Here is a 24,655-nt window from a genome sequence, read left to right as displayed (position 1 = left end):
TCAGCGGATCGGGGTGTCGACAAAGCGCTGCACGGTCGCGTAGAGATGCGCCTCGGCAGTCAACGGTTCTGCGCCATCGGCATAGGTTGCGACGACGCGCAGGTTGCCGGTGTTGTTCGTGCCCATGAACCGTTCGGGGTTTGGTCCGGCGTCTCCGGGTGTGAAAAGTCCGGTTTTATCGATGGTGCCTGCGTATTTCGCGTCCTCAATGGCAGCGGCAGCTTCGTCCCAGTCCTCAATGGCCCAGCTGACATCCATCACGCCGAGATAGAGGTCATCCTCGGTGCCCGGCGCCCCATCCGGCCCGTCGGCCCAACCGACCGCCTCGAATTGCGCAGGCACTTTGGGGATCGGGCCGCCATTGCCGCCGATCCGCGCGATAGAAACATCAGGGACGATGGTGATGCGGTCGATCTTGTCATAGGCGGCCAGTTCCGTCGGGGCAGAAATGTTGCCAAGTCCGATAGACAAGGTGCCTTCGCTTTGCGCGACGACAGAAAGAACCACCTTGTTCGGCCCACTCTCTACTACCTCTGCGCTCACTCCGTCGGGCAAAGCGGGCTCACCCGAAAGGCTGCTGCCAGTCAGAGTGATCTCGGTTGCTGTTCCCACGGGGATCGCTGCAGGGCTCATCGCGAGGATCGCAGGCGCTGCGTCCGCGGGTCGCGCTGTCAGCGTTCCGCCGACAGGGTCCTGATCGGCCACGAACCAGCGGCCGGACATGGCGCCGTCCTCCAGTGCCATCACCTGTCGGATCACCGTATCGCCCGAGGTCAGCGTCGCGCGCCACTCTCCCGCGCCGTAGACCAGACCGCTGCCGGTGTAGCTGTCCGATCCATCGGCGAAGTCGAGCGTCATGTTGACATCATAGCCACCATCGCTCGCGGTAAGCTCCAGCGTTCCGTTATAGTCGCCCCGACCGGGCTCGTGGCCCGCCAGAACGTAGCTCCCCGAAAGGTCACCATCGAAGGCAGCGGGCGTGTCGCCCAGCGGAAAGGTCTCTGCAAGGAAGGGAATGATCTGCTCGTTGGCGATGCCCCACCAGTCGCGATCCCGCGCCAGCGCTTGATATTCAAGCGACGGGAATTGCCCGAGATGGAAATTGATCAGATGTTCCCAATCTTGCGGCGTGCGCCGCTGAAGGGCGACACGGGCATAAGAATGGCAGCGGGCGCAGGTTTCGGTCATCAGCTGGTCGGGGCCACTGTCGGTCGCCACCGGCTCTTTCTCCAGAATATAACGCCAGCCCTCCGTTTCGGCGATCGACAACCCGCGCGTGTTGGCCAGATAGGCGACGATGGTCCGGCGTTCATCAGAGCTCAGCGCGACATCGTGATTGCGCATCATCCGCACTACCGTCATGTCCCAGGCTTCCGGCGTCTTGCGCACAGCGTCGATCCGTTCAAGCGTTTCGTCATCATTGGTCGCGTGACAGGCCGAGCAGACATTGTTCAGGATGTCTTCGCCAGACTGGGCAAGAACAGGTATTGCCCCGCTTCCGCTCAACAAAAGACAGGCGGTGCTGATCGATAGAGCAAAACGCTTTCTGGATTTCATTCTTATGGTCCTCCGGCGGATCGAAAGGCCCTGTGCCTTCGATGTGGCTGCGATCTGCACAGGCTGGCGAAAAGCGCGGCAGTTCGTCCTGACATTTCCGGCCACGGCGCGGATTTGGCCGGAAATGTCAGGACACAGCCCACATTCGCCCGGTTGAGTGATCAAATGGCAGGCAACCCGGACATGACCGCGCTTTCGCGGCCCGACATGATCGTGCTTGGTGGCGGCCCGGCAGGTGCGGTATCGGCATGGCTGGCTGCTCGCGACGGGCTGCGCGTCTTGTTGATCGATCCCGCCAAACCGTCTCTCCGGATCGAAGGGCTCAGCCCACGACTGCATCGCTGGCTCCGTGTCACCGGGTTGGGCGACGGCGGCGCCACGATCGGACCATTTCCGCGAAGGGTCGACTGGGCCAACCAGCCACAGGCGGTCAATGCCGAATACGCTGTCGATCGTGATCGCTTTGACGCGCATTTGCGCCGCGCAGCCGAATCCGCAGGTGCCCAGTGGCTGAAGACAAGCGCACAATTATCAGGCAGAGAGGTCTCGTTGCCGGGGGGACGCAGGCTTTCGGCACGCTGGATGATCGACGCGCGCGGCCGACAGGGGCGGCATGGCGAACGAAGCACGCTGCCTTTTTCGACCATTTCCATATGTGGGTGGTACCGGCAGGACCGTCCCGGCCCTCCCGGGTTTGACATCACCGCCCTACCCGAGGGATGGCTTTGGCGCGCCGCCCTGCCCGATGGCCGCACATGGGCGCAGCTGACAACCGATGCGCGCAGCCCCGCAGCGATGGAAGAGCGGCTGGCGCAGGCGATCAGCCGCACGGGTCTGCCAACTGGGCGGTTCACGCTGCAATCAGCCCTGCACGCCCGCGCCTCAGCCCCGCTGCTGCCATCCCCCGTCACCGATCTCTCCTGCCTGCCCGTTGGCGATGCGCTGTCCGCGATGGATCCACTTTCGGGGCATGGTCTGTTCTGGGCCGTCTCCAGCGCACTTTCGGCTGCCGCCGCGCGCCGCACGCTGACTGCACGCCCCGGTACCGGGACACAGATGCTCTGCCGCCGCTATCTGGAAAAGCGTGCGAGAGAGACATACCTGCGCAACGCCCGGATCGGGCGCGATTTTCTGCGGCTTGAATCTCGCTTCACCGCAGAGCCTTTCTGGATCAGCCGCGCAGGTTTTCCCGATGACCAGCCAGCGCATGTTCCCGTCACACGGGCAGAGGTCAGGCCCGGCATGGTCATCCGGAACGGGCTGATCGAAGAGATGGAACTCCTTCACACGCCGCAGGAACCCGAAGGCATCGGTTGGTTCGACAAGATCCCCGCCGCCACCTTCTGGCAAGCTTTTAGCGCAGGCCGCACCCGCGAAGAGCTTGCCGCGACATGGGGGCCGATGGCGCTTGGCTTGTTTGACCGGCTTGCCACGCTAAAGGCCGATTGCGACGAGAACGCCTGACTGCATGTCGTCAATTGCTTTGGACGTTCGACCGGCCTTACTGCACAAAGCGCGTCTGGGATTCACTGTGTGGATCCAGTGTGGGAGGCTGCGCCATCCGGGAAACATGGACTCCAACAGAACTACAGCGATGCTGCCAAGAAGAAGAAGGCCCATCCTGTCGCGCGCCGTCCGAGGACCATTCCCGGTGTTGGTCCGGTCACCGAGCTTAGCGTCATCGCCTTGGTTGATGATCCCGGTCGGTTCAGCCGGACGACGGATCTGGGCGCCTATCTCGGGCAGACGCCGAAACGATACCAGTCCGGCGAAGTGGATTGGTCGGGCCGGGTGCCGAAATGCGGCAACGGCGTCATGCGGAGCTTATTGTTCGAGGCCGCGACAACCTTGCTCGCACGGGTCCAAAACTTTACGCCTTTGAAAAGTTGGGCTGTCCGCCTTGCAGGACAACGATGCTTCGCGAAGGCGGCCGTGACAGCCGCACGAAAACTCGCCGTGCTCAAGTTGACGATGTGGAAGAAAGAAACAGAGTTCACTTGGAAAAAGGAGGCCGTTGTCTGACCTGAATTTCCGCCTCGGCCGACGGGGAGCGAAGCCCCGAAGGGAGGGAGGTTGGTCGATCTCGCGTGGGCCGACGGCGCCGTTGACGCACGGAATTGTCACGACGCCGCAACCCTCCCGCCTCGCCGCAACGCCAGACCAAGGAAGCCAACCACCGCCGGTGCCAGGGCACGAAACGAGGCGCTGCACATCTTGACATATCCCGGTCGGGCGCTCTGGCGGCGCAGGAGTGAATATCACCGGCGAAGCCGTGCCGAAACAAATCCTCTTTGGACATCGCTGCGCGATACCCTGCCGGTCAGCGGATGAATTGCGTGAAAGGGCTCGGTCAGCGCGTCTTGGCCCGCGACTTTGATCGTCAGACCGCCGAGCTACAGATCCGCGCGGCAGTGCATCCGGCGCATGTTTTCCACTGCACCACAATGGCGAGCCATACAAGGGCATTAACTTCCTGATGCTGTGGGCATGCGCTCAAGGAAGTTGAACGCGTGGCGGTATTGGTTTTCTCGACCAGATCCCCCTAAAATGAGTGGTCCGCTTCTATAGTTAGGAATCGGAGGATCAAAGACTGACAGGCCCCGCCCGAGGGGCCAAATTTGATTGATGGTATTCGGTTGGGATTTGGACCATCAGGACGATAGTTTCCATCGCAGGAGCGACTGTGCGGTGTAGACAAATATTGCGGTCCCAACGGCCCCCATCGCGGCGACACCCAGCAGAACAATCACGTCGATCGGTCCACCAATGTCACGCAGCTGCGAATGCGTCACGGACTGCACAAACACAACTGCAGCCACTGCACCGATCGGCATGGACAGCTGGGCCAAAAGGAACTTGCGCATGGATACCGAACGGTCGCGGATCAGCACATAAATGTAGGCCAGCGTAATGACGGCCGCCGCAACAACCATGACCCAGAAAAGCGGCCGGCCGAAAATTTCCTCGAATACGGCGATCAGGGTCTCGAGCGTCAATTGTTCCATGTTGGTTCTCCTCAGGCTTTGCCGCGCAGCATTGCGTTATAGGTGGCCTTCAGCGCCACTTCCTTCATCAACCAGCTGATCCACAGCTCCTCCAGCGGCGCGATCACGCCGGGGAAGGACGGGGTCAGGTTGTTGTGGTAGTCGAATTCGATCAGCATCGCCCGACCAACACGGGTGATGAGCGGGCATGACGTATACCCATCATAAATCGTAGATCCCTCACGCCCTTCAATGGCGGCGATCAGATGATCCTCGACGACAGGGACTTGCCATTTCACCGAAGCCGCCGTTTTGCCTTTGGGTACGCCTGCCACATCGCCAAGCGCGAAAATATCCGGATATCGCAGATGGCGAAGGGTTTTCATATCCACCTCGACCCAGCCCTGATCCGTCCATTTGTCGGCCCAGCTTAAACCCGATTGCCGGATCACATCGGGGGCGCGCTGCGGGGGGATGACATGGAGGTAGTCGTACCCCATCTCCGCATCTCCATCGGGCGTGGCAAATGTCGCGATCTTGCGGCCGGGGTCCATCGCTTTGAGCACATGGTTGTACTGGGGGGTAATGCCGCGATCCTCGAACAGCATTCGCACCTTTTCTGAAACGATCGGAACACCAAAGAGACTGTCATTGTTCGACGCGTAGTGCATTTCATGTTTGCCCGCCCCGGCAGTACGTGTGGCGATATCTTCGATCAGAAAGGTATGCTTGAGTGGGGCGCCAGCACATTTCATCTCTGTTGCGGGGCGCGTGAAGATACCAACGCCACCCTCTTGGGTGAATTTGGATGCGGCCTCCCATGTCTTGGCCGCATATTGCGGACCGGCATAAAGCGCACCAATGCCATTTGATCCAACCAGATCGAGCGAAAATCCCTCTATCGCGTCGTGATCCAGAACAAGACCCGGTGCAACGATAAGGAAATCATACGCAAGAGTATGCGCGCCACTTGTGCTGACCGTCTTGGCGACAGGGTCAATGGCAGCGGCGGCCTCGGGGATCAGAGTGATGCCTTTCGGAAGCCACTCTGCAGTTTCGGATTGCGTATAGGAGGCTGGCTTCAAACCGGCGGCCACCAGCGACAGGCCCGGTTGATAAAGATGCTCCGCGCTTGGGTCGAGAATGGTAATATCGGCCCCCTCCAGCCGCCGCCAGAGGCGGTTCACTAGGGAGGTACCGGCCGCCCCTGCCCCGATGATTACGATACGCGCATTCGTCTGAACCTGTTGCCCTGCGGCAGGCGGCACAGCGGCAGCGGTCGCAAGCCCACCGAGTGCAAATCCCAGAAAGGCGCGCCGCGATGCCTGGATGCCATTGATATTCTTCATTCTGCAGTTCCTTTCAGTAGGCCTTGCTAATCCGGCTTTGGGGGTCTTGCCCACACCCGCACCGCCGAAACGGCGCAGGCGCAGCAAAGTTTCAGCCATGTCTTCGATGAAAGCGCCCCTGCGTGACGCGAAACAGCGGTTTCATCGAACGTTCAGAAGCTCATGACTGTCGTATCTTCTGCGACGATCGCGGACCCCATCGCATCGGGTGCAGCAGCTGTAACGCCGTCCAAAAGCACGGAGGCATCCGCCCCTTTACCGGGCAGATAGATCGCGCAGACCTGAACCTTCAGGCCCTTTTGAGCCATCATCATCTTCATCAACCCCTGAGGGCTGGCATCCATGGGCGGTTGGCCGACAGTTGCCGATGCAGGCGCGTCCTTCAAGGCGATGTCACCGGCCGGCCCGCACAGCAGCATCTCGGCCTGAGCACCGGCGGCGATCGCATTCATGGTCAGTACCATTGCCATCAACTGTGTCTGCGGCTCTGGTGCGGTCAGAATGGTGATCAGCTTGTTGGGGTCTTCGGCCTGCGCAGTGGTGGCAAGACCAATGGCCAGAGCGGAAGCAGAGAGGATTTTGGAAAGACGCATTCTTGAACTCCTTTGATGCGATTTGGAACGTTTATTCAGGGACACAAATGGTGCCTGCGCGGATGGCCATCCCGGTGCGGACAATCAGCAGGCCCACAACCGCGATCAGGAGCGCAAGCAGCCCTGCGCCAATCATCTGATGCGCAACCGAACTCGCCTGATGCGCATAGCCGAAGCTGGCAATCGCCAGTGCTGCGATCGGAAAGGACAACGCCCACCATGACAGCGCGAACGGCAACTTGCGCAGCTTCGCCGTCTGCGTTGTGACAAGCAGCGCAAAGACATACGCTGCACTAAGCAGGAGGTGCCCAAAGGCGTCCACTTCGCCGTTCAAGCGCAGCCAGGAACTGAACGAGACGGCAGGAGGTGCTACCAGTATCATCAGCGTCGGGATCATCTTGCCGGGCATCGGGTCGTGGAACATCAAGCGGTTCATCACTAGTGTCAGCAGCACAATCCAGAAGATCAGCCCGCCAGAAAAGAACAGCCACGACAGTTCGAAATAGCCAAGGCGGGTGCCCGCCAGCGGGACGATGACATTACCCACGGCCGGGATAAACCAGGCGGGCGTCATCATCTGAGTTTGGAACGGCCGGTGCCCGATCCATGCCGAGATCACAGACAGCGCCAGAACACCCTGCAACGCTGTCGCAAACAGCCACAACGGTTCGGCAATTGTCGGGCTTGTCTTCATCAACGCGGTGGAAAGCAGCAGCAAGGAAATCGAGATCGCGGGAAAGAAAGCGATCTTGACGGGATGGTGCCAATCCTCGGTCACCTTGTCAGGATAGTAGAGTGCCTTGGCCGCGTACCCCATCGCGACAGCGGCGAGCATTCCCACAGACACCACAAGCACGATCACCGATACGCCATGCCCGACGGAAAAACTGGTTTCGCCCGCACGCAACGCCAACGTCAGCCCCATCATGCCCATACCGACGGCAAAGAACGTGATGGGCAGGTTCGCAAGCCGCGAACCGACTGCCTGATCTGCTTCTGAAGCTGACATTAGACTGACTTTCTGTCTGTGAGGTTTTGGGTTCGCGGCACGGCAGCGGGGAAAGAAAACCGCCGCCGGACCAGCCCCTCGGTCAGGACCGTGGGGCCTGAGCAGAAGCGCTTGCGCCTCCGGCCATCTTGCGTTCGTCTTCTTTCAGCTCCAGCCACATCGCGTTCATGACGGCAAAGATAGCGGCCAGTGGAAGGCCCAAAATCCAGGCGAAATACCACATCGAATTTCCTTTCTTCAGTAAACGGAGTGAGAGTTTTCAGAGACATCGGCCTCGGTGACCTTGCCCCAGAGCACCTTGTAGACCCAGGCTGTGTACATCAGGATCAGCGGCATGAAGATCGCCGTGGCCACCAGCATGATGAACAGGGTCAGATGCGAGGATGAGCTGTTCCAGACAGTCAAGGAGGACTGAGGATCACTTGAGCTGGGCATGATGAAGGGGAACATGGTCAAGCCCACCGAAGAGATCACGCCAAGGATTGCCATCTTGGAAAATAGCAGTGTTGAAACTTCGCGCCCTGCCCTCAGACCGAGGAAGGTCAGCAATCCGCCCACGATCCCGATAAGCGGCGCGACAGTGATCCACGGACGATCCGCATAGGCGCTCAGCCACGTGGATGTGCGCTCGACCTCGAAGTGCAATGGATTTGACGGGCCGTTGGTGACGTAATCCCCAACGATCCGGTAGCCTTCGATACCGACGGCCATCCACAGGCCCGCCAGAACGTACGCGCCGACGGCCACCAGTGCCGCAATGGATCCGATCATACGGGCCCGCAACTGGACCACACCTTGTGCTTTCAGGGTCAACCACGCGCCGCCGTGCATCACCAGCATTGCGAAAGACACCACACCGGCAAGGATCGAGAACGGATCAAGCAGGCCGATGAACTTCATGTACCATGCACCCTCGTAGATGGTGTGCAGATCATCGGTAAAGTGGAACGGAACCCCCTGGATCACGTTGCCGACAGCCACACCAAACAAGAGCGCGGGGATGGCACCGCTGGCAAACAGGGACCAATCCCAAACGCTTCGCCAGCGCGGGTCATCCCGCTTTGATCGGTATTTGAACGCCACTGGCCGCACGATGAAGGCCGCCAGGATCACGAACATCGCAAGATAGAAGCCAGAGAAACTGACCGCGTAAAGCGGTGGCCATGCGGCGAAGATCGCACCACCCCCGAGGATGAACCAGACCTGGTTGCCTTCCCAGACCGGGCCGACCGTATTGATCGCAATGCGGCGTTCAATATCCGTCTTTGCGACGAAGGGCAGCAAAGCGCCGACCCCCATGTCGAACCCGTCTGTCAGGGCAAACCCGATCAGCAGCACCCCCAGAAGGCTCCACCAGATCACGCGAAGCAGTTCGTAGCTCATAAGCTCATGCAGGATCATTGTTCTTACTCCGCAGGCATGGCGATGGAGTCGGGATTCTTCCGACCTGCCAGGCGATCATTGTGACGGGTGTTCCAGGCCTCGGTTTCTTCGACATCCTGAAACGGCCCCTTGCGAATGTATTTCAGCATCAGGCCCATCTCGACAATGAAGAGGATCGTGTAGAAGATCACAAAGCCTGCGAGCGTCAGCGCCACTTCGGTCATCGAAAGCGCGCTGACGGACATCGCCGTCGGCAGTACGCCGTCCACGGTCCAGGGCTGGCGTCCGAACTCGGCCACGAACCAGCCCAGCTCTGCCGCGATCCAGGGCGCGGGGATCATCCAGACGGCAAGGTGCAAGGCCGGTCGGGGGAAGTTCATGCCCTTGAAGGATGCGCGATAGAAGAAATACAGCATCGTCGCGATGAAACCGAAGCCAAGGCCGACCATCAGGCGGAACGCCCAGAACAACGGCCAGACCATCGGGACGGTGTCGTTTGAGGCGGCGAGGATCTGCGCTTCGGTCGCGTCCAGCGGATTGTCGACATATTTCTTGAGCAGAAAGGCAAAGCCCAGATCGGCCGAATGCTCTTCAAAGGTGGCCATCACCGTCGGGTCCGTCGCGTCGCGATTTTCCCGCACTTCTAACAGCGCCTCATATGCAATCAGACCAGAGCGGATGCGGTCCTCGGCCTGCGCCACCAGATCGTTGATCCCGGGAATTTCGGTGGTCAGCGAACGGGTGCCGATTAGGCCCATCGCCCATGGAATTTCTATCGCATAGTGCGTTTCGCGCGCTTCCTGATCCGGAAAACCAACCAGATTGAAGGGCGCGGGGGCCTCGTGGGTTTCCCACATGGCTTCAATCGCGGCGAGCTTCATCTTTTGACTGTGTGTCGCAGAGTAACCAGATTCATCCCCCAAGAGGACGACAGAGAACGCCGCGGCCAAACCAAAAGCGGCACCGACCGTAATGGACCGACGGGCCAGTTCAACGTGGCGATCGCGCAGCAGATACCAAGCCGACACACCGATCACGAAGACCGATGCCGTGACATATCCCGCCGATACCGTATGCACGAATTTCGCTTGCGCGACCTCGTTGAAGAGAACCTCAAAAAAATCGGTCATCTCCATGCGCATGGTCATGGGATTGAATTCGGCCCCCACAGGGTTCTGCATCCAGCCATTCGCGATCAGGATCCAGAGGGCCGAAAAGTTTGACCCGATGGCCACGAGCCAAGCCACCGTCAGGTGAGCCACTTTGCTAAGCTTGTCCCATCCGAAGAAGAACAGCCCCACAAAGGTTGCTTCAAGAAAGAAGGCCATCAGCCCTTCGATGGCCAGGGGGGCCCCGAAGATGTCGCCGACATAGTGGCTGTAGTAGCTCCAGTTCATTCCGAACTGGAATTCCATGGTGATGCCTGTCGCCACCCCGAGAACAAAGTTGATCCCGAACAGCATGCCCCAGAATTTTGTCATTTGCCGCCAGATCGGGCGGTTGGTCATTACGTAAACCGTCTCCATGATCGCCACGAGGATCGACAGACCCAGTGTCAGCGGCACGAAGAGAAAGTGATACATGACCGTCACCGCAAATTGCAGGCGTGACAGCTCGACGATCCCAAATTCCATATCTCTTGCTCCAGATATCGGGGACCGAATCCCCCCCGACTTCAAATTCTCTGTTTGGAATGTATCTAGAGAAGAGCGTTGTGTGACTTTGATCTAAATCAATAAGTCGTATCTGTGATGCAGGTTAATTTACACTGACGGTTCGATCAGCAAATCTTGTTTCAACACGGCGGTGTGCTGCGATCACAACAGCCGCGCCCGGCAAGAACCGGCGCACCCCTGCAAGCACGGCCTGAGCAGTGGGTTCGTCCAGCCCTTCGGTCGGCTCGTCCAAAAGCAGTACCTTCGGACGGCGAAGCAAGACACGCGCCAAGACCAATCGGCGCGCTTCGCCGCCGGACAATCCGTCACCACCTGCACCGATAATGGTGTTCAAACCGTCTCTTGCCTGCAAAACGCCATTAAGCTGAACGGCCTCAAGAACCTGCAACAACGTGTCATCGTCGCTGTGCGGAGCGGCAAGTCGAAGCGCGTCCGCGACCGTTCCGCTCATCAGGACGCTGCGTTGCGGCAACAGCGCGACGGCTGCGCGAAGTGACTTCTCATCCCAATCGGAAATCGACAAACCGCCCAGTGTGATCCGCCCGGTCGTAACCGGATGCAGACCCGCAATCGACAAAAGCAGCGTAGATTTTCCAGACCCGCTTGGCCCGGTCAGCGCAACGGTTTCGCCAGATCGAACATCAAAGCTCAGATCCTTGAGGACAGGGACCTTTGAGAGCGCGCGAAGCAGAGCCACTGACTGGATCTGCAACCGCCCGCCTGTCGCGGCGGAGGGTGCGGATGTTGGCAATGGCACCGCGATATCGCGCGATACGCGTCTGGCAGCTTCGGCCATGCGCCCCAGATCGCTGGCCGCCCGACGCAGGGGCGCAATGGTTTCCGCCAGCGCGAGGGCTGTAAAGAATCCAAGAGCGGCAAACGATGGTGCCAGATCGCCCGCCTGCACCATCTTGATCCCCAACCACAACGTGCCCCCGGCGATCACAGTACCCAGCATGTGCAGGGCCGCCCCAGCAAGGCGTTCAGCGTGGTCTTGCTGCGTCTGCAATGCGCGGCGTCGACGATCAGCCGCCAATGCAAAATCGGCCTGCGCGACCAATTGCCCCTGAACAGCTAGGTCGCGTCGGCCGCGTATCAGGTCAATCAGGCGCGATCTGAATGCTTGAGCTGCCGCCTCGGCCCGGCGTGACAGGCGCGCCGTCTTGCGGGTAGCCAGCACAAAGATCGCTGATCCGCCGAAGACATAGCCCGCCAAAATCCACAGCGCGACCGGCAGCCCGACCAAGGCCCAGAGCACCGCAAACACAACCACTTGCGCCATCACCCCGGCCATTACGGGCAAGACGAGCCGCAGCGCCACGCCATCCAAGACATCGATATCCGCCGTCAAACGGTTCAGTGCCTGAGCCCCCCTGATGCGGATCATCCGGGGATAAGGAGCCGTAACAAGCCCGGCAAGCAGCCGAACGCGGAGGGATTCCAAGGCCCTCAAGGTGGCGTCGTGGGTCAGGATTCGCTCACCGTAGCGCGCGGCGGCGCGGCCAAGTGCTAAAAGCCGCACCGTCGCAGAGGGGCGAAAGACGTCGAACACTGCGCCCATACCCGCCAGCCCCGCAGCGGCGGCAGCGGTGATAAACCACCCCGACAGCCCCAGCAATGCAGCGCCCATCAACAGGACAACACAGCTGAGAACGGCGCCACGCCACAGGGCGGTTGGTTGTTCACGCAGGATCAATCGGAAGATGCGCCACAAAGCTGTCATGACCTGCGTCCGATCCAGATGACCCGGTCCATCTTTGCAGCCAGAATGCTGTCATGTGTCGCCACGATCAGCGTTGCGCCGCGATCCGCGTGCGCAAGAAGCCCGCTGGTCACAGCCGCTGCCGTGTCCGCATCCAGATCAGCGGTCGGCTCATCCGCCAGAATCACGTCCGGATCGCCGTGAATTGCACGGGCCAGTGTAATGCGCCGCGCCTCGCCGCCAGAAAGACCGCCACCGGTTTCGCCAAGGCGTGTATTCAAGCCCTGCGGAAGGGCTGCAACAACCTGCCCCACTGCGGCCAGGTCCAGTGCCTGTGACGGGTCTTTGCCCCGGCCAAGCGTCAGGTTGTGGCGCAAGCTGGCATTCAGAAAGCGGGGCGCCTGCGGCATCCAACCGATCCGCGTGCGCCAGGCATCCGCCGTCGTCGTGTCCAGCGGTCGACCGGCCACCAGAACGCTGCCCGAAACCGGCGAAAGTAGCCCTGCGATCATCCGCAAAACGGACGTCTTGCCGGTCCCGCTTGCCCCCATCAGAGCAACTTTTTCGCCGGGCAATACGTCAATGTCATCCAGGACACCGCCGCCCGGCAAGGCACATCCCCGCAACGTTACGCTGGCGGGACCGGCAAGCGGGCTTGCGGAGCCGCCCTGCCCCAGCAAGCTCGGAGTTTCGATCCCACTCCACTCGGAAAGCTCGGTAAAGACGGCATCGGCAGAGGCTTTGTCATGCCAGGCTGCCGCCAGATCGCGCATCGGTTGATAGAACTCAGGCGCAAGTAGCAAAAGAAATATGCCCGTATGCGGGGACAACGGACCACCCCAAGTGCCGAATTCAAGGGCACCCAGAAGCGAAAAGCCGACATAGACCGCCACCATCGCCACACCGATGGCGGCAAAAAGCTCCAACACGGTGGACGACAGGAACGCCACCCGCAAAACGGCCATCGTGCGTTTGCGCAAGTCGCCTGCCTGTGCCGAGAAGCCGTCAAGGACTGTTTCGTTCGCCCCCAGCAGCCGAATATCAACGAGCGCCGACAATCGCTCGACAAGAAGATCATTCAATGTCCCGATCTCGGCCATCTGGCGTTGGCTTGCCTCTTTTGCGGCCATCCCGACCAGTGCCATGAACACGGGAATGAGAGGACCGGAAACAAGAAGGATCAGCGCGACGGCCCAAGAAGACCACAGGGCGAGCACGAAGATGACAATTGGTACGACCATCACGCGCGCCCGCGCCGAAGCATAGCGGGTGATATAGGCGGTCAGATGATCCAGTTTTTCGCTCGCCAAAGCTGAAATACCGCCCGCACCGCCAAAGGGGCTGTCCGAGGCGCGTTTAGCCTCAGACGCAACAATATGCGCGCGCGCCGTGTGGACAACGCGGTCTGCGGCGGTTTCGGCCAAAGATTCGGATTTGATCCCAAGGACGGCCCGCACCACACCCAAGATGATAAAGCCGCAAGCGACCCAAACGGGCGACACATCGGCCCCCGTCAGCAGCCCCCCGAGCGCGAACGCGACCAACGCCGCTTGCACCGGCCAGACCAGGCTGGCCAAAACTGCGAAAACCGCGGCCCCCTTCTGGCATTTACGGCCCGGAGTAAGCCAATCGCTTGATGAAATCGCATAGGGTTTGACTTCACCACTGCTTTGTTGATGCGCCACACAGCCCTCTTAACTTGAGTTTTAAATGTCAGTTATCCTAGTTTGCAATGCGTTTATGTGATCTGGATCAAATACATCGCCAGACTGGCAAGCAAGAATACTAAAACTCGCAATCCTGATAGGACTTATATGCGCCTGACCATACGGACAAACCTGGCTGCCCGCATTCTGATGGCCTGCGCTGTCAACGAAGGCGTCACTGTTCGTACGTCTGAAATTGCCGAGAAATGCAATGCCTCGACCCATCACCTGCTGCAGGTCGTCAACCTTTTGCACGGAAGCGGATTTGTTGAAACCATCCGTGGACGCAGCGGCGGGCTTCGCCTTGCGCGTCCTATGGAACAGATATCGATCGGCGCTGTCTTTCGCGTCTTCGAAGCTGGTGTTCCTTTCGCGGAATGTTTTGATCAGGAGACGAACTCTTGTCCGCTTTCAGCCACCTGTCGTCTGCGCACCTACATTTCGCGGGCGCTCGAAGCCTTCTATCACGAGCTTGATATGGTTACGCTGGCTGATCTTGTAAAAGGCAACTGCGGACTCGCGTCCCTTTTGGAAATGTCGCCCAGAGGCGCCCTTTCCTGCAACGAAAGCTCGAAACCGGTCGTCTAGGTCCAAATAACCGCGCGTGTCTGCACTTTGCGACGATATCGCACGCTGCGGTATTCTGGGTTACCCGGCCAAATGGGACGGTCTATATTCCAAGTTAATCCCGGCCTTGCTGGAAGAAGGCCGGAACCGTGTTCAGTTCGGTACAGCCTTATTCGGCTGGCACCATGTTGTCCGGCGTCCCCTTGGCCGAAAAATGCTGCCGGTTCAGCCGAAAAACGAGTGCGATCATCATGATCTGAGCCAGCAAGGCAATGGCGGTCAGGCTCCAGTATGCGATGCCGAACTTGCCGATCAGTCCCGCAGCCTCCAGACCTTTGTTGATGAAGAAATGCAGCATCACCGAAAGGGCAACCCCGGGACAGACGAGCGCATATGAACCGGGCGATTTCTTATGGCCAAACACGAAATCAGCAAAGTAATCCTGACGGCGCAGCACCAGCAGCCCAAGCATCAGAAACAGAACCTGCACGGTCAGAAGGCGGGCAAGAAAGATCATGGTTTCGCCTGCGGTTTGATGAAGCTCAAACCCCACATGCAATCCGTGGCTTTGGCGCAAGGACATGATGCCCAACACGGTCATAATCGGAACGATCACCATCAGTGTCGGACCCGCTTCGCGTGCGGTGCCATAGTGCAACATCGAACTGAATGCAGTGACGCCGACGACAACCGTGTAGAGGATCGCGGCGGTACCAAAGAAGGTCGACAAGACGAGCGACGCGCCAACAACCAGCGCATTGCCACTCATCGCAGAGGGGGCAGCCAGACCGACGGACACCATCGCCAGTGCAAAGGCTGGCATAAGCTGCGCAAAGGAATTGTGGGCGGTTACATCGAACACGCCGCCTTTGGTTAGCACACGGCCCAGAAAGTCGCCGATCAGCAGAAACGCCCAAACGCCAATCGCGAGGAACGCTATCAGTGCCAAAGGAAACAGGTATTCCACCACCCGCCAAAGCCCGGGAACAAAGACGAGTCCGAGTATGAACATGGCGTTGACTGTCATTGCTGCAGCCAAAGGTCCAGCCAACAAAGTGGTTTCACCATTCGAAGAGCGCAGTGCTTCGTAGCTTTTTGTCTTTCGAAAGCGTGACAGGGAAGACAAGTTCCAGATCAACGACTTCACGTTAAGGAAGGCGAAGATCGCAATGCCTGCCATTGCCACCACGACAGCTGCCTGAAGCAGGATCGGACCATTGGCAAAGACAGCCATCAGATCTTCGAAGATTGGCACGGTCCGACCTGCGTGCGGGACCCAGAACATCAGGTACATGAAGAATGTGACGGTCAGCCCCCCTGCCCCAAGAGAGGCCAGAAAGTAGAGCGGCGAATATGCTTCGGCGACGTGCTTTTGGCTTCGGGTCATTGCATTTGCTCCAACAATCGGTGTTCGCGGCCAAAATATATTCAGTCTTAAGAATATGTCTTTGACTCAGATCAATCCTTGTGCGCCGGACGTAGGCACCCAACCGGATCAACGTGAGGAAAGGCACTTCACCGGAATCTTCAGGTCCGAACGAGCGTTGTCTTCCTAAGCTCGCAGATGCCCTCCTCGGATGTTTGCCTACTGCGGCGCCGACAAGAGTCTGGGCATTGGCAAGGTCCGATTTTTGGCATCTCGTGCTAAGAGATAGACCCCTTAAGACGGATCTAGATTCAGCACCGGATCGACGCTCGCTCCCTCCATCCCGTTGGGTCGCCATACAGCGACGCCCAACTTCCCGTAGTCGCGTCCAAGAAGGCTTTGAAGATGGGCTTGGTCCTGAGGTGTATCCTGTATCAGTGCTTGCCCCCGTTTAGAGAGGCAAACACTGTGGTCGTGACGTGGTAACGGATCTAACGCGTGCTCGCCTTCATCATCCAAAGCTCTTTTTCATGCCATTCAAGACGATCGGACAGCACGCCGACGGACACTTCATCTTCTGCCTCCGCAGCCGTCTTGATGGCGTCGCGTATGGCGTTGGCAAGCGCTTCGTGCCCGGTGATAAGTCTTGCCACCATATCTTCAGCCGATTGGGCAGGCTCCTCTTCAGGACCAGCCAGTGCCACCAGCGCCGCTACGCTGGCTGGAGCATAAGCCCCTTGGGTGCGGATACGTTCCGCGATGACGTCCAGCGCCGCCCAAAGATTCTGGTACTGCTCCTCAAAAACGACATGCAACTGGCGAAAGTTCGGACCTTCAACATTCCAGTGGTACCCATGCGTTTGGACATAGAGCCTGAAAGTCTGGCCCAGAACGGCGTTGAGAGAGTCGATGTTTGATTGCGATACAGATGTCATAAGACTGTTCCTTTTCTTTGAGGGGGCGTGCCATCTGGCCCACTCTGAATTTGTCAGAGGGCGCGGGTCGAAAAATACCAATCCACGGTGTTATAGCCTTCGCCCGCACGGGCCATCGCCGAATTCGGTGTGGCAGGTGTCGGTACGATCACCTCATCACCTGGTTTCCAGTTTTCAGGCATGGCACACTGATTTTCGTCGGCGGTCTGTAAGGCGACCAGCAGGCGGTGAATTTCGTCCACGGACCGGCCCGCGTTCATGGGATAATAGACCATCGCGCGCAAAACGCCCTCGGGATCAATGATGAAGGTGGCGCGAACGGCAGCTGTGTCCGAAGCTCCCGGTTGAATCATCCCATAGAATTGAGCAACGGCCATGTTCAGATCTGCGATGATCGGAAAGCGAATTTCCACGCCAAACTTTTCCTTGATGTTCAGCATCCACGCGATGTGGCTGTAATGGCTGTCAATCGACAGGCCTAACAGTTCGGTGTTCATTGCGGTGAACTCATCATGTTTTTTCGCGAAGGCGATGAATTCGGTTGTGCATACAGGTGTGAAATCCGCAGGGTGCGAGAAAAGGATCAGCCATTTGCCACGGTAATCTTCAAGCGTCTTGCGGCCATCGGTGGTGGGCGCATCAAACGCCGGGGCAGCTTCGTTCAAGCGCGGACCGGCGGGCTTTACAGCTTCATTCATGTCTATATTCCTTCAAGCGATCATTTCGACAACCTTGAGATAGCGACTTGCCACTTATAAGAGAAATCGAATATATTTCTAATAGTGATTGGATTTCTCTATATGTTTACTCTGCGCCATCTTCAGTTCCTGATTGCCGTGGCTGACACGTCGAATTTCTCACGCGCCGCCGAGATCAGCTTTGTCACGCAGCCGACGCTCAGCGCCGGCATCAAGGAACTTGAAGACCGCCTGGGCGTGCGGTTGATCGAACGCACCCGGCGTAGCGTGATGTTGACACCGCTGGGGGATCAGATCGTCGAGCGTGCCCGCGCCCTGCTGCTAGACGCCAAAGAGATCGAGGAATTGGCGCACGCGCACCAGGACCCTGAAATTGGCGATTTGCGGTTGGGCGCGATCCCCACGATAGGACCCTATCTGATCCCGCAGGCCCTGCCGCTGATACGCGCGCGGTTTCCCGGTCTGCGGCTGTATCTGCGCGAAGAAATGACCGAGTCGTTGATCGAAGGGCTGAACAAGGGGCGTTTGGACGTAATACTGATCGCCCTTCCCTTTGACACCGGATCGCTTGAAATCAGGCATTTGTTTGAAGACGGCTATCAACTGGCAACGCCGCCAAATGCGTCGCAGCCCCGTCAGACTGGTCATTCTGCTCTTAAGGATGTCGGACAACTGATGCTTTTGGAAAAAGGTCACTGCCTTCAGCGGCACGCATTGCAGGCGTATCCGGATCGACCCCTTGAGCAGGACGAGACCTTTGCGGCAACCAGCCTGACGACTCTGGTTGCAATGGTATCCGAAGGTTTGGGTGTCACGTTGCTTCCAAATCTGGCGATTGATGCTGGCATTGTGTCAAAAGCCGAAGTCAGCCTGACCCCTCTTCCTGACGCCTGCCCGCGACAAATCGTGCTCGCATGGCGCACCAATTCTGCGCGGAAGGATTTGTTTGTGAAACTTTCAGACGTGCTTTGTCAAACCCGGCAATTGCAAAATGCTTCAATTCACGACGCATGAAATGTAACATTTCGTTCAAGACAAGAAGGATCGCACAAATACCTAAGAGCAAGGCCCCCCACCATTCTGGAACGGGTTGGCGCGAAGGTACTAAGAAATGCCGTTGCGCAATCCGGCGCCTCACCAAATCACACTTGATCACATGCGCGGCGTCGGGCCTCAGATGCTGCTCTAAGCGCATTTGTCTTCGGAACCGGCATAGCTCTCGCGGAATTTCATCGGCTAGGGGCGGACGTCGAACAAGCAAAGACCATTTGACCTCCCCCCCCTTACGCCGAGTTTCAGTACAAACTTAGCAGGCAAACGGATGGCAAGAGTTATACCTTGCCAAGCGCTGGAACGTGACTTGATCGCTCTTGTGTTTGTGGCCTTTCCGAGTACCAAATCTAGAAAGTACTTGCACGAATCCAGCTGCTCGGGCAATAGTCTCGAAAAATAACGCGCGGACACATAAAAAACGCGCCCACGGATCGGGGCAGACATGAGCGAAGCAGACCAGGATCTCGATATCGCCATCGGGCACTACGCGGAACTTCTCGCATCGAACCTTCACGCCCAGCGGGCTGCCCACTTCCCACCGGATGCAAAGAAAGCGATGCGTACGTTGACCAGCGGTGAAGCCGCTGAGTTGCTAGGCGTTGACCATACATACCTTCGGAAGCTTCATCGAGAAGGCAAAATTGCTGACGTTGAGACGACCGCCGGCAGTCACCGCCGCTACACTCTTGATGACATCTGGGAAATTCGCCAAACGCTTGAAAGAAATGCAAAAAAACTAGGAACCTATTTGCCTGGCCGTCGCGAAGGCGATGAGCTGCAGGTTGTATCGGTCGTCAACTTTAAGGGCGGGTCCGGCAAAACCACGACTTCTGCGCATCTGGCGCAACGCCTTGCGCTTAAGGGATACCGGGTACTCGCGATCGATCTCGACCCCCAGGCTTCGCTCTCTGCTCTTCACGGAATCCAACCCGAACTCGACCTTATGGAAGGTGGAACGCTCTACGACGCAGTCCGTTACGAAGATCCTGTTCCGATCTCCGATGTTATCCGCAAGACATATATTCGTGGCCTCGATCTGATCCCCGGCAACCTCGAGCTCATGGAATTCGAGCATGAAACGCCTGCAGCAATTCAAAGTGGCGGTGCAAAAGCGTTCTTTGCACGGGTTCGTGACGCGCTCGATAGCGTTGAAAATGACTACGACGTCGTTGTAATCGACTGCCCGCCACAGCTCGGCTTTCTAACAATGTCAGCACTATCCGCCTCATCCGGTGTACTCGTAACCGTCCACCCACAAATGTTGGACCTCATGTCCATGTCACAGTTCCTGCGCATGACAGCGGATCTTCTTGGTGTGATCCGGGATGCTGGTGCAAATCTGCGTTTCGACTGGCTGCGCTTTCTGCCGACCCGCTACAAGGTTGGGGATGCCCCTCAAACCGAGGTTATTGCCTTTATTCGTGGCCTATTTGGTCGCTCAGTTCTCACCAATCACATGGTTGAGTCGACTGCGATCTCTGATGCCGGCTTGACGAAGCAGACGCTCTATGAGGCCGACAAGAGGGACTTCACGCGGCAAACCTTTGACCGCGCGATCGAGTCCATGAACGCTGTTAATGATGAGATCTCTGAAATTATTCAGGACACTTGGGGGCGGAATGGCGAGAAAACCTAAACTGGGCCTGCCGTTGCAGACACTTCGCAACGCTCCTGATGCCTTGGAAGGGCGTCGACTGCGCGGTGGCATTTTCGAGATAGACCCCGGGCAGATCGAAACCGAAGGACGTCTGGAAGACAGGTTAGAAATCGACGTAGAGGGCCTTAGAGATTCAATATCAAAGAACGGCCAGCGCGTACCGGTTCTGGTTCGGCCCTTGGAAGGCGATCGATACAGTCTGATCTACGGGCGTAGGCGTCTCGAAGCATGTCGTGAGCTCGGCATCAAGGTTCGCGCTATCGTCACTGATTTAGAGGGAGATCAAGCGCTCCGTGATCAACTTCTCGAAAACCAGGAGCGTCGTGATCTTAGCTTTATAGAGCGCGCGCTAGTCGCACGAGCGCTTCTTCAAGGCGATCATCTGCACGGTGCTGAACGTACCAATAGGGGCGTCGCTGAAGTTCTCAATCTGCACGAGGCGGGCGTCTCGCAGATGTTGAGTGTCGTTCGAAAGGTTGGTGACGATCTCATCCAAGCCATCGGCGCGGCACCTGGCATCGGACGGCCTCGATGGGAAGACCTCAAGAAAGTATTGGAAACGTCAAAGATCCATTATGCGTCCCTCGTCGCTATCGCGCACGCAAGCAAAACTGAACATTCCGGCCCAGTTGGCGACGTTTCAGACAGGGCATTCCTTTCTGTACTCTCCGCTGCGAAAGAGACAGGAGATGTGGCAAAGCCAACGCGAAAAAGCGAACCGGTCTTATCGATCCCTGGTGTCGGAGCTGCGACAGTCAAGGCCGGTCGCCGAGGCAAGCAACTCAAACTAGACCTGACAGTAGACGACCCTGATTTTGTCAGCTGGTTGAAGGGCAATGCCCCACAGTTGATTACCGAGCTTCATGAGCGCTGGAGGCGCTCAGAAGACTGAGGAAGAGCAACCAAAAAAGAAGGAGGCACGATACAGGCAAAAAAAGAAAAAGGCCCCGAGAAGCAAGCTTCACGAGACCTTTGTAAGGTTTCGCATCGGGTCCAGCCCGCTACAAAATCTCAGTTTTCGCACTTCTGAATGTAGCGATCTGGCCCCTACCCCGCAAGCGCAAAGCGATTCGCGGGCCGTAGATTTTTTGCCTTCGTGAACATTTTCATGGAGTACACACCTATATCGCCGTTTAAGCGGCCGATTTCGCGCGCCCATCTCCAAGTGATCAAGAAACCGGACACGTCTCTCCCGGGCAAGCCCATCAACAAATGGGAACTGCTTCGAGAACTGTCCAAAGCACAGGCCGCATTTGGCATCACACCGCGAGACTTGGTCGTCTTGCAAGGACTTCTAAGCTTTTTCCCAAATGACTCGCTGGACGAGAATGCGGAAATGATTGTCTTTCCTTCCAACAAGGCTATCTGTGAGCGCCTCAACGGCATGCCAAATTCGACGATGCGGCGCCATCTTGCCCGTCTGGTCGAGGCTGGCCTGCTAACTCGCCGCGACAGCCCAAATGGGAAGCGTTATGTGCGCAAGCGCGGCGGCGACCGTGTGGCATTTGGCTTTGATCTCATTTCACTTTACAGACGATCAGAGGAAATAGCGCGCGCAGCAGAGGCTGTCCGCGTGGCTGAAGATCGCGTACGGCGTCTCAGAGAGGTCGTGAGCCTCATGCGCCGAGACCTGGCTGCACTGGCGGAGTTCGGCGATGAGATGCAACCTGGACGCGGCCTTTGGGATCGGATGCGAGACGCCGCAGCTCTGACGGCACGGGCCCTTCGCCGCAAACTTTCCTTGGAGGATTTGGCGCAATATCGGGTGGAGCTTGAGGCGCTCCTCGATGCAGCTCGGACGGCGTTTGACGGCCCTGATTCACAAGAAATGAACACCAATGACGCTGATAATGAGCGCCATCATTCTAATACAAATAAAGAATCTATTGATCTTGAACCAAGCTTGGAAAAAGCCGATGCGACGGAGATAGCTTTCAGTAACGACCCGCAACCCCGTGACAAAAGCTTGGAAGAGCCGGAGCGTCGACATCTGCCAAAGATGCCACTTCATTTGGTAGTCTCTAGTTGCCCGTCCCTAAAGACCTACTATGAGGGTGATATTAACCACTGGCACCAACTATACGATGCAGCGTCCCATGTTCGCCCTGCTATGGGCATTGGAGTTTCTGCATGGGAGGAGGCTCAACGATGCATGGGGCCCGAACAGGCTTCAATCGTGGTGGCCGCAATGTTGGAACGTTTTTCTGATATTAGATGCCCCGGGGCTTACTTGCGAGCTTTGACGTCGAAAGCAGCTGAGGGAGAGTTCTCTTGCGGGCCTATGATCATGGCTTTGGTAGGGAGACGAAAAGCTGCTTAACAGCTGTTAAGTCTATGGCGTTGAGGACCTTTCACCAGTTTAGAATTATTGACTTAACAGCTGTTAAGTCAGATTTTCTAGCTCGTCGAGGATCGAGGAATTGAGCTTTTTCACAACGAGCGGCAGGTCAAGATGTTCGAAGAGTGGCTTATAATCATCGCCACAGAAACGCTCCCGCAACCAAAGCCCCTAAAGAAGCCGAATTTTCACATCGGTGGGGTTACCCTCCAGAATGCTTGTGATCAGCAAATCTTGGCTGCCGTTGGAACTGAGACAGCATTTGATGATTCAACCTCAGACCGTCGCTTTGATCTGTCGTCCCTTGGGGTGACACAGTCGCATTTGTACGGAAACCTGCATCATACTGTACGCGCGCTCGTTGCACTCATCGCGAATTTCTTGCCAGCTTTCAGGGAGGAAGCACAACAAAGAGACCCCCGCCAAGTTTTTTGCTATTACACGGCTAGCGAATGAAACCAAGGCCTGTTTCTAGGACCCTTCTTTCGTCCAGCCCAACTCGAAAAGCAGTTTATGCCGGTGCCGCTTTCGCTGGCTGTCAAAGCCGCAACGGAGTCCTCATCGGTCCGTTACCCGCGATGGCATAGCGCTTGGCCAAGTGCATGAAATTTTGATCCACAAAGTTCTTAGGTATGTTTGGCCGCAAAGCAAACAGGACGCATGGTGAAACGCTGTGCCATTCTGTCTTACAATCAAAACTAATTGGTTCAGGCTTTGGTGGGCTGCGTGCGCTAACAGAACACGAACGAAGCGATGCGCGCGAGACTTAGGCTGCAGGAGCAGGAAGACGCGCGATTTTCCAAGATTCGAAAGGGGCTGCTTGAGGGATCGGTCCGAGCTGTAACCGGCGAGCTCGTCACTGCTAGTGGAGAGGCCGAGATCCGGCGCGCCTTTCGAGAAGCGTGTTCACCTTCATGAGCAGACCCTGACGGCGTGCGCGCCGCGCAGAGGCTAGCTTGGTCTAAATTACCAGGTGGCCGACTCGAAGTTTCAAGCTGAGGACTTGGAAAGTGAATTGCTCAGTTGCTGCTAGGCGATCCTGCACTCCTGCAATGATCTCCCACGCCGTCTCACTCCGTTGTCGGCATTTGGGAACGGCCCTTCATAACTCCGCCTGATAGGTTAGGTTCTCCTAGAACCGCTCGCATCGGCGGTAGTGGCGACGTGACATTTCGTAGGAGGCTTATCCAGCTCGCTTCTGGAAATATTCTTGTTCGACTTTTTTCGAAGTAACGTCACCGGGTGAATGACTGCGAGGCATGGTGGAAAAGGCCGGGGCAGGGGAGTTGCACCTGAACCGCAGTTTCTTTGAGCGTCACAGAGCGATGACGGCGTGATGGTAGTCTCAACTTGAATAGGGTGCTACTCAGTGTTACCTTTTGGCATAAAGGAGTGACGTCATGAGTGTAAAATCTTCGATTTCATTGTCTGACCAACAGGACGCTTTTGCGCGCGGTTTGGTTGAACAGGGCCGGTTTTCGAGTGTCAGCGCGGTGATCCAGAATGGCCTCGATCTCTTGCGTCAAAAAACGGAAGCCGAAGAAGTCGAGACTGCTGCCCTGAAAGCACTGCTGCAAGCCCGGTTGCAGGGTGACTTTGTACCTGCAACAGAGATGGACGATCGTGTTGCGGCGATGATGGACAAGAAACGGCGAAACGCGCGTGTGGACAGTTGAATTCGCTGCAGCGGCAGAGCAAGATTTCGAACTGATTTTTGACCACCTTTTGCATTCCTACCAAGAGTTCGGTGACGACGCTGAGACCGCGTTTGATCGCGCCGAGCGGCGTATCGTTGATATTCAGTCTTCGGCAATAGACCTTGCGAAAATACCGTTTCAGGGAACGCTGCGTCCAGACATTCTTCCAGGCATCAGATTTGTCAGGCACGACAAAGCCGTCTTCTGGTTCGTTGCTCAGGAGGATCGAGAAGTCGTCCAGGTTTTGGCGGTGTTCTTTGGATCTCAGGATCACATCCGCCACATGATGGCACGGTTGTTGTCCGCTTCTTTCAAGTAGGGCAGGGGGCTTAGTGTCCGCATCCATGTTGAGATCCACGCGGAAACGGCCACCGGGGTCACCAGC

Annotated in this window: 22 protein-coding genes and 1 pseudogene; 10 read left to right on the top strand and 13 right to left on the bottom strand. The window is 57.5% G+C overall.

Translation table 11 applies throughout. The features are described 5' to 3' along the window. Positions 1 to 1,557 (bottom strand): quinohemoprotein amine dehydrogenase subunit alpha, encoded by a 1,557-nt coding sequence (gene peaA, locus EDD52_RS18955; protein ID WP_132247901.1) that lies wholly within the window; start codon positions 1,555 to 1,557, stop codon positions 1 to 3. A 183-nt stretch (positions 1,558 to 1,740) separates the two neighbouring features. On the opposite strand from peaA, the gene qhpG reads away from it, so the two are divergent. From qhpG to EDD52_RS18940, 3 genes and pseudogenes are all read left to right on the top strand, one after another. Beyond that, on the top strand, positions 1,741 to 3,021 hold the full coding sequence (gene qhpG / locus EDD52_RS18950; RefSeq protein WP_243652017.1) for a flavin-dependent monooxygenase QhpG: 1,281 nt from the start codon (positions 1,741 to 1,743) through the stop codon (positions 3,019 to 3,021). A 69-nt stretch (positions 3,022 to 3,090) separates the two neighbouring features. Then, positions 3,091 to 3,579: a transposase gene (locus EDD52_RS18945; RefSeq protein ID WP_165907590.1), complete on the top strand. Its 489-nt coding sequence runs from the start codon at positions 3,091 to 3,093 to the stop codon at positions 3,577 to 3,579. A 69-nt stretch (positions 3,580 to 3,648) separates the two neighbouring features. Further along, positions 3,649 to 4,034 (top strand): annotated as a pseudogene (locus EDD52_RS18940) (hypothetical protein); the annotation flags it as partial. A 174-nt stretch (positions 4,035 to 4,208) separates the two neighbouring features. On the opposite strand, the gene EDD52_RS18935 reads toward EDD52_RS18940, so the two are convergent. The 9 genes from EDD52_RS18935 to cydD form a co-directional block, all read right to left on the bottom strand. Then, positions 4,209 to 4,562, bottom strand: a complete 354-nt coding sequence (locus EDD52_RS18935) for a DUF5368 domain-containing protein (RefSeq protein WP_132247897.1) — start codon at positions 4,560 to 4,562, stop codon at positions 4,209 to 4,211. Positions 4,563 to 4,573: 11 nt separating this feature from the next. After that, positions 4,574 to 5,890 carry an NAD(P)/FAD-dependent oxidoreductase gene (locus EDD52_RS18930; protein ID WP_132247895.1) on the bottom strand — a complete coding sequence of 439 codons (1,317 nt, stop codon included), beginning with the start codon at positions 5,888 to 5,890 and terminating at the stop codon, positions 4,574 to 4,576. Positions 5,891 to 6,042: 152 nt separating this feature from the next. Then, entirely contained in the window at positions 6,043 to 6,483 is a 441-nt protein-coding gene (locus tag EDD52_RS18925; RefSeq protein ID WP_132247893.1) for a hypothetical protein, read from the bottom strand. Positions 6,484 to 6,514: 31 nt separating this feature from the next. Continuing rightward, positions 6,515 to 7,492 carry an SLAC1 anion channel family protein gene (locus tag EDD52_RS18920; RefSeq protein WP_132247891.1) on the bottom strand — a complete coding sequence of 326 codons (978 nt, stop codon included), beginning with the start codon at positions 7,490 to 7,492 and terminating at the stop codon, positions 6,515 to 6,517. An 82-nt stretch (positions 7,493 to 7,574) separates the two neighbouring features. Further along, complete coding sequence (cydX, locus tag EDD52_RS18915; protein ID WP_132247889.1) at positions 7,575 to 7,715, bottom strand: cytochrome bd-I oxidase subunit CydX; 141 nt, start codon at positions 7,713 to 7,715, stop codon at positions 7,575 to 7,577. Between the two features lie 14 nt (positions 7,716 to 7,729). After that, positions 7,730 to 8,893: a cytochrome d ubiquinol oxidase subunit II gene (gene cydB, locus EDD52_RS18910; RefSeq protein WP_132247887.1), complete on the bottom strand. Its 1,164-nt coding sequence runs from the start codon at positions 8,891 to 8,893 to the stop codon at positions 7,730 to 7,732. A 5-nt stretch (positions 8,894 to 8,898) separates the two neighbouring features. Then, positions 8,899 to 10,509, bottom strand: a complete 1,611-nt coding sequence (locus EDD52_RS18905) for a cytochrome ubiquinol oxidase subunit I (protein ID WP_132247885.1) — start codon at positions 10,507 to 10,509, stop codon at positions 8,899 to 8,901. Positions 10,510 to 10,633: 124 nt separating this feature from the next. Continuing rightward, positions 10,634 to 12,274, bottom strand: coding sequence for an amino acid ABC transporter ATP-binding/permease protein (locus EDD52_RS18900; RefSeq protein WP_132247883.1), 1,641 nt, complete (start codon positions 12,272 to 12,274; stop codon positions 10,634 to 10,636). Further along, positions 12,271 to 13,938 carry a thiol reductant ABC exporter subunit CydD gene (gene cydD / locus EDD52_RS18895; RefSeq protein ID WP_243652016.1) on the bottom strand — a complete coding sequence of 556 codons (1,668 nt, stop codon included), beginning with the start codon at positions 13,936 to 13,938 and terminating at the stop codon, positions 12,271 to 12,273. The genes EDD52_RS18900 and cydD overlap by 4 nt, the downstream gene beginning before the upstream one ends. A gap of 57 nt (positions 13,939 to 13,995) precedes the next feature. On the opposite strand from cydD, the gene EDD52_RS18890 reads away from it, so the two are divergent. Further along, on the top strand, positions 13,996 to 14,547 hold the full coding sequence (locus tag EDD52_RS18890; protein ID WP_243652015.1) for an RrF2 family transcriptional regulator: 552 nt from the start codon (positions 13,996 to 13,998) through the stop codon (positions 14,545 to 14,547). A gap of 148 nt (positions 14,548 to 14,695) precedes the next feature. Here EDD52_RS18890 and EDD52_RS18885 read toward each other — a convergent pair whose 3' ends face one another. From EDD52_RS18885 to EDD52_RS18875, 3 genes are all read right to left on the bottom strand, one after another. Beyond that, positions 14,696 to 15,913, bottom strand: a complete 1,218-nt coding sequence (locus EDD52_RS18885; RefSeq protein ID WP_132247881.1) for a TsoY family (seleno)protein — start codon at positions 15,911 to 15,913, stop codon at positions 14,696 to 14,698. A 470-nt stretch (positions 15,914 to 16,383) separates the two neighbouring features. Then, positions 16,384 to 16,827: a Dps family protein gene (locus EDD52_RS18880; RefSeq protein ID WP_132247879.1), complete on the bottom strand. Its 444-nt coding sequence runs from the start codon at positions 16,825 to 16,827 to the stop codon at positions 16,384 to 16,386. A gap of 53 nt (positions 16,828 to 16,880) precedes the next feature. Continuing rightward, entirely contained in the window at positions 16,881 to 17,525 is a 645-nt protein-coding gene (locus EDD52_RS18875; RefSeq protein ID WP_132247877.1) for a peroxiredoxin, read from the bottom strand. Between the two features lie 84 nt (positions 17,526 to 17,609). Here EDD52_RS18875 and EDD52_RS18870 point away from each other — a divergent pair, with 84 nt between their 5' ends. The 6 genes from EDD52_RS18870 to EDD52_RS18840 all read left to right on the top strand — a co-directional run bounded on the left by EDD52_RS18870 (position 17,610) and on the right by EDD52_RS18840 (position 24,589). Continuing rightward, positions 17,610 to 18,539 (top strand): hydrogen peroxide-inducible genes activator, encoded by a 930-nt coding sequence (locus EDD52_RS18870; protein ID WP_341539846.1) that lies wholly within the window; start codon positions 17,610 to 17,612, stop codon positions 18,537 to 18,539. Positions 18,540 to 19,020: 481 nt separating this feature from the next. Then, on the top strand, positions 19,021 to 20,214 hold the full coding sequence (repA, locus tag EDD52_RS18865; RefSeq protein ID WP_132247875.1) for a plasmid partitioning protein RepA: 1,194 nt from the start codon (positions 19,021 to 19,023) through the stop codon (positions 20,212 to 20,214). Then, the gene (gene repB, locus EDD52_RS18860; protein WP_132247873.1) at positions 20,198 to 21,127 is read left to right on the top strand and encodes a plasmid partitioning protein RepB; all 930 of its coding nucleotides are present in this window, start codon (positions 20,198 to 20,200) and stop codon (positions 21,125 to 21,127) included. The genes repA and repB overlap by 17 nt, the downstream gene beginning before the upstream one ends. Before the next feature lie 216 nt (positions 21,128 to 21,343). Continuing rightward, positions 21,344 to 22,555, top strand: coding sequence for a plasmid replication protein RepC (gene repC / locus EDD52_RS18855; protein ID WP_132247917.1), 1,212 nt, complete (start codon positions 21,344 to 21,346; stop codon positions 22,553 to 22,555). 1,418 nt (positions 22,556 to 23,973) lie between these two features. Then, entirely contained in the window at positions 23,974 to 24,249 is a 276-nt protein-coding gene (locus EDD52_RS18845) for a type II toxin-antitoxin system ParD family antitoxin (protein WP_132247871.1), read from the top strand. Then, positions 24,236 to 24,589 (top strand): type II toxin-antitoxin system RelE/ParE family toxin, encoded by a 354-nt coding sequence (locus EDD52_RS18840; RefSeq protein ID WP_132247869.1) that lies wholly within the window; start codon positions 24,236 to 24,238, stop codon positions 24,587 to 24,589. The genes EDD52_RS18845 and EDD52_RS18840 overlap by 14 nt, the downstream gene beginning before the upstream one ends. Positions 24,590 to 24,655: the final 66 nt, after the last annotated feature.

The sequence above is a fragment of the Primorskyibacter sedentarius genome, from assembly GCF_004342065.1.
GTDB lineage: Bacteria > Pseudomonadota > Alphaproteobacteria > Rhodobacterales > Rhodobacteraceae > Primorskyibacter > Primorskyibacter sedentarius.
This window is presented reverse-complemented; position numbering and strand designations above follow the sequence as displayed.